Origin of the sequence: Synechococcus sp. R8-2 (assembly GCF_047461715.1) — a bacterium.
GTDB lineage: Bacteria > Cyanobacteriota > Cyanobacteriia > Thermostichales > Thermostichaceae > Thermostichus.
The window spans coordinates 1-1,640 of sequence record NZ_JANSHQ010000580.1; the positions used below are offsets into that span (position 1 = coordinate 1).

2 protein-coding genes are annotated in these 1,640 nt (G+C 64.8%); one reads left to right on the forward strand and one right to left on the reverse strand.

Features of this window, described 5'->3' with window-relative positions; genetic code table 11:
- The coding region (gene carA, locus NW819_RS12715) for a glutamine-hydrolyzing carbamoyl-phosphate synthase small subunit (RefSeq protein ID WP_414413966.1) at positions 1-945 on the forward strand (945 nt) is incomplete at its 5' end.
- A gap of 2 nt (positions 946-947) precedes the next feature.
- Here carA and NW819_RS12720 read toward each other — a convergent pair.
- The coding region (locus tag NW819_RS12720; protein ID WP_414413967.1) for a Mur ligase family protein at positions 948-1,640 on the reverse strand (693 nt) is incomplete at its 5' end.

The window sequence follows — 1,640 nt, forward strand, 5'->3', positions numbered from 1 at the left end:
AATGAGCTGGACGAAGAATCGGCTCGGCCCCAAGTCGCGGGGGTGATTGCCCGCAATGTGTCTCGCATGGTCAGCTCCTGGCGGGCTACATCCACCCTCCCCGAATACCTGCAACGATATGGGATCCCGGCCATTGCTGGGGTAGATACGCGGGCTTTGGCACGGCGGCTGCGCTCTCAGGGGGTGATGAACGGGGCCCTTTCCACGGAGACTTTGGATCCCCAGGTTTTGTTGGAGCGGGTGCGCCAGGCTCCTTCCATGCAGGGGTTGAGCTTGGTGGCAGAGGTTACCACTCCTCAACCCTACGAGTGGCTGGAACCTACCCCCGCCGACTGGGACTACGGGCGCAGCCAAGGGATCCCGATCCCGGAGCCGCCCCTGCGGGTGGTGGCCCTGGATTTCGGCGTTAAGCGCAACATTCTGCGCCGCCTTACCCGCTATGGCTGTCGGGTGATGGTGTTGCCGGCCAATGCCAGCCCGGAGCAGATTTTGAGTTACAACCCCGATGGGATCTTCCTCTCCAATGGGCCAGGGGATCCGGCGGCAGAGACCACGGCCATCCGCACCACCCAAGCTCTGCTGCAAACCGGGAAGCCCCTATTTGGGATTTGCCTGGGCCATCAGATCCTCAGCTTGGCCCTGGGGGGATCCACCTACAAGCTCAAGTTTGGCCACCGCGGCCTCAACCACCCTTGCGGGTTGGAGAAGCAAGTGGAGATCACCAGCCAGAACCACGGGTTTGCGGTGGATGCCGACTCGATCCCTGCCGATGGGGTGGTAATCACCTACCTCAACTTGAATGACCGTACCGTGGCCGGGATCCGCCACCGTCACCTGCCCCTGTTTTCTGTGCAGTATCACCCGGAGGCCAGCCCCGGCCCCCACGACGCCGATCACCTCTTCCGCGAGTTCGTGGAGCTGATGCTGCAGCACCGCTCCCGTTAGCCTCACCCCCGGCTTTTTTCCCTCAGGGCCAGGGCGGCGCGGGCTTCTTCCCGGTCGTCGAAGTGAATCTTCTCGGTGCCCAGGATCTGGTAGTCCTCGTGGCCTTTGCCGGCAATCACCACCGTATCGCCCGGCTGGGCCTCTAGGATGGCCAGGCGGATGGCTTGGCGCCGATCCACCTCCACCGCCCAGGGGGATCCAGGGATCCCGGCCAGGATATCCTGCAAGATCTGCTGTGGATCCTCGGTGCGGGGGTTATCCGAGGTCACCACCACCCGGTCGGCCCAGGTGGCGGCAATGCGGCCCATCTGTGGGCGTTTGCCCCGATCCCGATCCCCGCCACAGCCAAAGACGCAGATCAGCCGGCCTTGCACTTGCGGGCGCAGGGCCTTGAGCAAGTTCTCCAGCCCATCGGGGGTGTGGGCATAGTCCACGATTACCGTGATGTCCTGCCCCGGCAAGGTTACCCGCTCCATCCGCCCCGGCACCCCGGGAAAATGGGGCAGAGCCGACTGGATGGTCTCCACCGGTATCCCCAAGTGCAGCGCCACCCCCACCGCCGCCAGCAAGTTGGCCAGGTTGAAGGATCCCACCAGGGGGGCCTCCACGGCAAACGTGCCCGCAGGGGTGTGCAGGGTCGCGCTCAGGCCGGTGGGGCGCAGTTGAACTTGGCCGGGCCAGAGGCCGGGGATCCC